This is a genomic window from Klebsiella sp. GW_Kp182, assembly GCF_040062275.1.
Classification (GTDB): domain Bacteria; phylum Pseudomonadota; class Gammaproteobacteria; order Enterobacterales; family Enterobacteriaceae; genus Klebsiella; species Klebsiella michiganensis.
This window is the reverse complement of record NZ_JBEAFQ010000057.1, coordinates 55,378-62,502: the sequence shown is the minus strand read 5'-3', so window position 1 is coordinate 62,502 and position 7,125 is coordinate 55,378. Positions and strand designations below refer to the sequence as shown.

The 7,125-nt window shown below is 57.2% G+C and carries 5 protein-coding genes; 1 reads left to right on the top strand and 4 read right to left on the bottom strand.

The features are described 5' to 3' along the window. Nucleotides 1-96 precede the first annotated feature (96 nt). A complete protein-coding gene (locus tag ABLU88_RS24265) occupies nucleotides 97-738 on the bottom strand; it encodes a hydrolase (RefSeq protein ID WP_004848179.1) in 642 nt (213 codons plus the stop codon). 292 nt (nucleotides 739-1,030) lie between these two features. Here ABLU88_RS24265 and ABLU88_RS24260 point away from each other — a divergent pair, with 292 nt between their 5' ends. After that, entirely contained in the window at nucleotides 1,031-1,933 is a 903-nt protein-coding gene (locus tag ABLU88_RS24260) for a LysR family transcriptional regulator (protein WP_004129645.1), read from the top strand. On the opposite strand, the gene malZ is transcribed toward ABLU88_RS24260, so the two are convergent. From malZ to brnQ, 3 genes are all read right to left on the bottom strand, one after another. Then, the gene (gene malZ / locus ABLU88_RS24255) at nucleotides 1,930-3,747 is read right to left on the bottom strand and encodes a maltodextrin glucosidase (protein WP_348838249.1); all 1,818 of its coding nucleotides are present in this window, start codon (nucleotides 3,745-3,747) and stop codon (nucleotides 1,930-1,932) included. The two genes, ABLU88_RS24260 and malZ, sit on opposite strands and share 4 nt — an antisense overlap. A 153-nt stretch (nucleotides 3,748-3,900) precedes the next feature. Then, nucleotides 3,901-5,271, bottom strand: a complete 1,371-nt coding sequence (gene proY, locus ABLU88_RS24250; RefSeq protein ID WP_004848174.1) for a proline-specific permease ProY — start codon at nucleotides 5,269-5,271, stop codon at nucleotides 3,901-3,903. Between the two features lie 123 nt (nucleotides 5,272-5,394). After that, nucleotides 5,395-6,714 carry a branched-chain amino acid transporter carrier protein BrnQ gene (gene brnQ, locus ABLU88_RS24245; protein ID WP_025107191.1) on the bottom strand — a complete coding sequence of 440 codons (1,320 nt, stop codon included), beginning with the start codon at nucleotides 6,712-6,714 and terminating at the stop codon, nucleotides 5,395-5,397. Between the last annotated feature and the right edge of the window lie 411 nt (nucleotides 6,715-7,125).

The window sequence follows — 7,125 nt, the reverse complement described above, 5'->3', positions numbered from 1 at the left end:
GCGGCAAGGTTGTTCGTCCCCGGGAGCTGACATGAGTCAGTGACCGGGGCGGGCAAACGAAGCCAACAAAGAGGCAGCTTGAAGGATGAAGTGTATTTAAGCTTTACGCTCTGGCGCGCCGTGCACCATGGTATAAGCGTAATCCACGCCCATCCCGTAGGCGCCGCTGTGCTCGCGCACCAGGTCCATCACCGCGTCATACGTCTCTTTACGCGACCAGTCGCGCTGGTACTCCAGCAGCACCTGCTGCCAGGTTACCGGCACCGCGCCGGCCTGTACCATACGGTCAATGGAGCGTTCGTGGGCATCAACCGAGGTGCCGCCGGAGGTATCGGTCACCACGTAAACTTCATAGCCCGCATCCAGCGCCATCAGCGCCGGGAAAGTCAGGCAGACTTCCGTCCACAGTGCGGAAATAATCAGTTTCTTGCGTCCGGTCGCCTTTACCGCTTCAACAAAAGCCGCGTCTTCCCAGGAATTCATTGAGGTACGTTCAATAGGTTTCACATCAGGATGTACGGCCAGCAGTTCCGGCCAGATATAGCCGCTGAAGCTTTTGGTTTCTACGGAGGTATAAATCACCGGAACATTAAAAATTTTGCCCGCTTTGGCTAAGGCTACCGTATTATTTTTCAGGGTCTGACGGTCAATATTGGCTACGCCAAAAGACATTTGCGGCTGGTGGTCAATAAAAATAAGCGCTGAGTTTGAGGGATCGATCAGTTCACGAATAGACATAACATATCCTGTTAATCAATGAGTTAAAAAGATACTACCGTTTCCGTTGTGCTGTCTGGATCCTGACTGATAAAGCATGGTGAGTATAGTCAGTAATTTCTAACGAGTTATTAAAGATTTTTTTCTGATTTATTTCCAAAGCGAAAAGTAATGGCTATTTCGATTAACCATTACAAGATGGGCAAAATTATGTTTATCAAATTTTTACGGTTAACCGTTCTAAATTATTCACTGGAATTGAACAGGGCGCTCCGGTAAAACGGAGGCACTCTTTTTTACCGGAAGCTGACGCATGCGCCTGAACCTTGATGTCCTGTTGATTCTCGACGCGCTGGACAAACATGGCTCTTTTGCCACCGCCGCAGAATCGCTATTTAAAACCCCTGCCGCGCTGAGCTACATGATTCAAAAGCTGGAAAACGATCTGAATATCACTCTGTTGGATCGCTCCGGGCACCGGGCAAAATTTACCGATACGGGCAGAATGATGCTGGAGAAAGGCCGATTGCTGCTGAATGCCGCCAAAGATCTGGAAAAGCAGGCGGTGCAGCTCAGCGCCGGTTGGGAACGGGATCTGGCAATCGCCCTGGATGACTCTTTCCCGTTTAGCGCGCTGCTGCCGCTGATCGACGCGTTCTACGCCCAGCACCCGCAAACCCGCCTTAACTTTACCCACCATACTCTTGCGGGCTCGTGGGAAGAGCTCACCCACAACGGCGCGGATATTATTCTCGGGGCGATCAATGAACCGCCGACCTCCGCCGAATGGTCGTGGAAAATGCTCGGCGCCATGGACAATATTTTCGTCATCGCGCCGGGGCATCCGCTGGCGGAAACAACCCAACCGCTGACCAACAAGCAGCTCAGCCTGCATCGCGCGGTGGTTATCAGCGACAGCGCCCGCTACTGCCATCCGCTCAACAGCAACCTGCTCGACGAGCAGCCGCAAATCCGCGTCGATGATTTCGCCAGTAAAGTCGAACTCTTGCGCGCCGGGCTGGGCTGCGGCTTTTTACCGCGCCACATTGCCCGGCCGTGGCTGGAAAAAGGCGAGCTGGTCGAAAAGGCCGTCATCTCCTGCCGCGAGAAAGATATCACCTATATGGCCTGGCGCAGCGGCAACGACGGGCTGGCCCAGCGCTGGTGGCGCGAGGCCATTTTGCAAAGTGAAAGCCTGGGCCAGCTCTACGACTAGCGGCTAAACCAGACGCTGGCAGAGATAGACGGTAGCGTCAGCACGCCGTCGTGTAGCGCCCCGGCGCCCTCTTTCAGCTGCCAGCCGGTGACGTCGAGCAGCGGCGAATCCTCCACCACCACCTCGCAGGCTTCGCCGCGGTTGATCGCCACCAGCACGCGCTGCTGTTTATAGACGCGCACGAACACCACCACGTTATCTTCGGCATAAATCACCTGACAGCCGCCGTAGCGCAGCGCCTGATTGGCCTTACGCAGCTTGCTCATCCGCTTGTACAGTTCGAGCAGAGCGCCATCCTGCAAAGCCGGATCCCACGGGAACGGCTTACGGCAGAACGGATCGTTATTGCCATCCACGCCCACTTCATCGCCGTAGTAAATGCACGGCACGCCCGGCCAGCTAAATAGCCACACCACCGCCAGCGGCAGGCGGGCAACATCTTTGCCGAGCAGAGACTTAAAGCGCGCGGTATCGTGGCTATCGAGCTGGTTAAACATCCGCAGCTGCTGCTGGTGCGACAGTCCGGCGCGATAGTTATCCATCCACGCCATACAGGTCTGCGCATCGATTTTCTGCGGATCGTAGGAGATATCGGTGTTCGCGAGAAAGCCCCACAGCGGAAAGGTAAAGCCGCGGTAGTTCATCGCCGAATCTTCAACGTCGGCCTGTAGCCACTGGCGCGCGTCGCCGAAATGCTCACCGAACACGAAAGCGTCCGGCCGCTCCAGCTTCGCCGCCTGGGTAATGCCGGCGATATGGCGCAGGTTATTGCGCGCCCCGCCCTCTTCGCCCAGCATATGCACCACGTCCAGGCGCCAGCCGTCCATGCTCCATGGCGCTTTCAGCCAGTGGCGCACGATACTATCTTCCCCGCCATAGATTTCATCGATCAGCGTCGACGACCGGTAGTCCAGCTTAGGCAAGCTGGCGTATCCCAGCCAGTCGTGGGCAACGCCCTCGGGGGAAAAATTATACCAGTCGCGCCACGGCGAATCGGCGTTATGGCAGGCACCGCCGCTACCGCGCTGGTGGCGGTCGAACCAGGCATGCGAATCGCCGCTATGGTTGAACACGCCATCGAGGATCAGACGCATTCCCCCTTTTTGCGTATGGTGGCGCAGGCGCAGCAGCGCCGCATCGCCGCCAAACTGCGGATCAACGCGACGATAATCCTCGGTATCATATTTATGCACGCTAGGGGCGACAAATACCGGGTTCAGGTACAGCGCCGTCACGCCAAGCTGCTTCAGGTACGGCAGCCGCTCGCTGATACCATCGAGATCGCCGCCGTAAAAGGTGGAACCGCCCGCCTCGGCGGTTAGCGGTTCATCCCACGCTTTGCGTACGATGTCGTGACCGGCGGCGTGATGGTAATAAATCGCATCCTGTCCCGCTTCGCGAGACTCGCTGCGGGCAAAACGGTCAGGGAAGATTTGATAAAATACCTGATCGGCTACCCACTGCGGTCCGCTGTCCGGCAGATCGACCGCAAACTGCTCCAGCCTCGCCGGCGGAAAGCGGTTGAACCCCTGCGGCGTGAACCACAGCTGGCGGTCAGCCCACAGCAGCTTGAAGCTGTAGCGCCGACGCGGCTGCCCGTTAACGAGGCTGATTTCCCCGCGCCACGCCACCACGCCCGGATGCGGCTCCTGCCGCAGGCGGTGCATCGGCAGCGACAGCTCTTCGTTATCCTCTTCCGCGCGCAGCGTGACCCGCGGTGGCAGATCGTCGCCGCTTAACCATAGCGTAATAATCAGTCGTTCCTGCTGTTCCTTAATAAACGGAGCAACCGGGAGGTGCCATGCCTTCAACATCATTATTCCTCTCTTTGCAGAATGGGCACACCTTGCCACAGCGTACTGGCGTATGACTCATCATCGGCAGAATTATTGGGGGAGGATGGCGGGGGTGGAGGGATAGCTTGCCGGATAGCCCGTGCGTATCCGGCAAGAAGAGAACGAAAATGACTAGGCTTTCGCCAGTTTTCGCTCGCGGCGGGTTTTAAACTGCCAGCCAATCAGCAGCAGGAGAATCCACGCAAAGCCAACGTACAGCGAGATGCGGGTATCAGGATGGTAGCCGATCAGACCGATAATAAAGACCAGGAACAGCAGGCCAATCACCGTGGTCGCGACCCCGCCAGGCACCCTGAACTTCAGCGCCTTCGCCTCTTCCGGCGGCAGGCGGCGACGGAAGGCGATCTGCGACAGCAGGATCATAATCCACACCCAGACGGTGGCGAAGGTCGCCAGCGAGGCGATCACCAGGAAGACGTTCTCCGGCATAATGTAGTTAAGATAGACCGCGAACAGCAGGGCAATCGTCATCACCGTCACCGTCACCCACGGCACCCCGCGACGGGAGGTTTTCGCGAACATCTTCGGTGCGCTGCCCTGTTCCGCCATGCCGTGCAGCATACGCCCCACGCCAAAGACGTCGGAGTTAATCGCCGACAGCGAAGCGGTCAGCACCACAAAGTTCAGGATGCTGGCGGCAAAAGTGATGCCGAGATGCTGGAAGGTCAGTACGAACGGGCTGCCGTTGGTCCCCACCTGGTTCCACGGATAGATAGACATAATCACAAACAGCGTCCCGACGTAAAACACCAGGATACGCATCGGCACCGAGTTAATGGCGCGCGGAATGGATTTCTCCGGATCTTTCGCTTCGCCGGCGGTGATACCGATGATTTCGATCCCACCGTAGGCGAACATTACCATCTGCAGCGACATCACCATCCCCAGCCAGCCGTTGCTGAAGAAGCCGCCGTTGCTCCAGAGGTTGTGGATACCCGTCGGCTGCCCGCCGTTGCCAATACCCCAGATAATGATGCCGAAACCGGCGAGGATCATGATGATAATCGTGGCGACTTTGAAGAAGGAGAACCAGAACTCCAGCTCGCCGAAGACCTTCACGCTCATCAGGTTGACGGCGCAGATAATCAGCACCACGCTGAGCACCCAAATCCAGTGCGGTACCGCCGGGAACCAGACGCCCATATAGATACCGAAGGCCGTGACGTCGGCGATGGCGACAATCAGAATTTCGAAACAGTAGGTCCAGCCGGTGATATAGCCCGCCAGCGGGCCAAGATAATCCTGCGCGTAGCGCGAGAATGAACTGGCGGCCGGGTTATGCACCGACATCTCGCCCAGCGCGCGCATGATAATGTAGGCCGCGACGCCGCCGATAATATAAGCCAACAGAACGCTCGGACCCGCCATTTTAATCGCGTCAGCCGAACCATAGAAAAGGCCGGTACCGATTGCCGACCCCAGCGCCATAAAGCGAATATGCCGGGTACTTAGCCCGCGCTTAAGCTTGTTACTACTTTCCATCGTGTTCCATGCCGTTTTTCTCCTCTGGCCTTCGCGGGGGCAAAGAACAAAGGAGGGTGACCAAAAAAACAAAAAACCACGGGACCTGAAGTCCCGTGGTTAAACACCTGTGTAAAGCGTCGGTTAGTGCGCGCTGGATGTCACCTGACGTCCCGCTGCGCGATCCCAGATAACCGCCAGCACCACCATAACGGCGGTTGGCATCAGCCAGGCCAGGCCCTGCTCCGCCAGCGGCAGACGCGCGGTCCAGGACGGCATCATCTCTGCAAACGCCGACGCTTTAATGCCGTCAATGATACCAAACATCAGGCTGATAAACATTGCCGGGGCGATAACGCGGGACGAATTATGCCACCAACCGCGGGTAAAGCTTAATACAACCAGTGCGATACACGGCGGATAGATAGCCGTCAGCACCGGAATCGAAATCTGAATCAGGTGGCTCAGGCCGAGGTTGGAGACCGCCATCGAAAACAGGCCGAGGATAAACACCAGCGTACGGTAGGAGAACGGCAGGTACTGGGCAAAGAACTCCGCGCAGGCGCAGGTCAAGCCCACCGCCGTCACCAGACAGGCGATAAAGATCAGCGCCGCCAGCAGGAAGCTTCCCGCGCCGCCGAAGGTGTGCTGGACGTAAGCATGCAGAATCGCCGCGCCGTTAGCGGACTGCTCCACCAGCGTGCCGCTATCGGAACCTAAACGGAACAACGCCAGGTACAGCAGCGTCAGGCCCACGCCGGCCATCAGGCCAGCCCAGACGGTGTAGCGGGTCAGCAGGCGGGCTTCGGTCACGCCGCGAGAACGCGCGGCGTTGACAATCACGATACCAAAGACCATTGCCCCGAGGGTGTCCATGGTCAGATAGCCGTTGACGAAGCCGTTAGAGAACGGCGCGGTGCGGTAGGCTTCCATCGCGTGGCTCAGCGGACCGGCAGGCCAGACGATTGCCGCCACGGCGAGAATAATCAGGGCGATAATTTTCAGCGGCGCGAGGAAATTCCCCACGGTGTCCAGCAGCTTGCCCGGGTAGAGCGAAACGAGGATCACCAGCGCAAAATAGATAATGCTGTAAATCAGCAGCGGCAGCGGGCCGTCGCCGGTCAGCGGCGCAATCCCCACCTCAAAAGAGACGGTCGCGGTACGCGGGGTCGCGAACAGCGGCCCTACGGCCAGATAGCAGACGACCGCCAGCAGGATACCGGCGACTTTACCAATCGGCGTGCTCAGGCTCTCTACGCCGCCGCCGACTTTTGCCAGCGCCACGACCGTTAGCACCGGCAGACCCACGGCGGTAATCAGAAAGCCAATGGCCGCGCTCCAGACGTGTTCGCCGGCCTGTAAGCCAACCATTGGGGGGAAGATAATATTGCCTGCGCCGACAAACAGCGCGAAGGTCATAAAGCCCAACGCTATGATGTCGCGAGATTTTAACTGATGGGTCATAAATTCATTACAGCCTGTGGATGTGGTGTTGTAAAAACGGATAAATACCGCGCCTTTCCCCTGGGGATGATACAGCGGCCATTGTCAGTAAACTCAGCGGGATATGCTCCCAAAGCGGCGTGGAAAAGAATTGTTTTTTGAATTACCACGCAAAAACAGTCTGTCTGCGACCGTAGGGGGGCAATTTAAACGCTTATAACGTTTTAAAGCAAGGAGGGATCGCAAAAGCAGATGATTATGCTAACTCTATTTTGATGCGTAGAATTATTTACCTGATGGATAGAAAACATCTGGCTTATCATGCGAACAAAAAAGCAGCGAGCGTTCGTTAATTACGCAGCTGTGATTGCGCTGCAAAGGAAAATGACCAGCCGAAGCTGGTCATTGGCAAGTTATTCTGACACCCGGCCG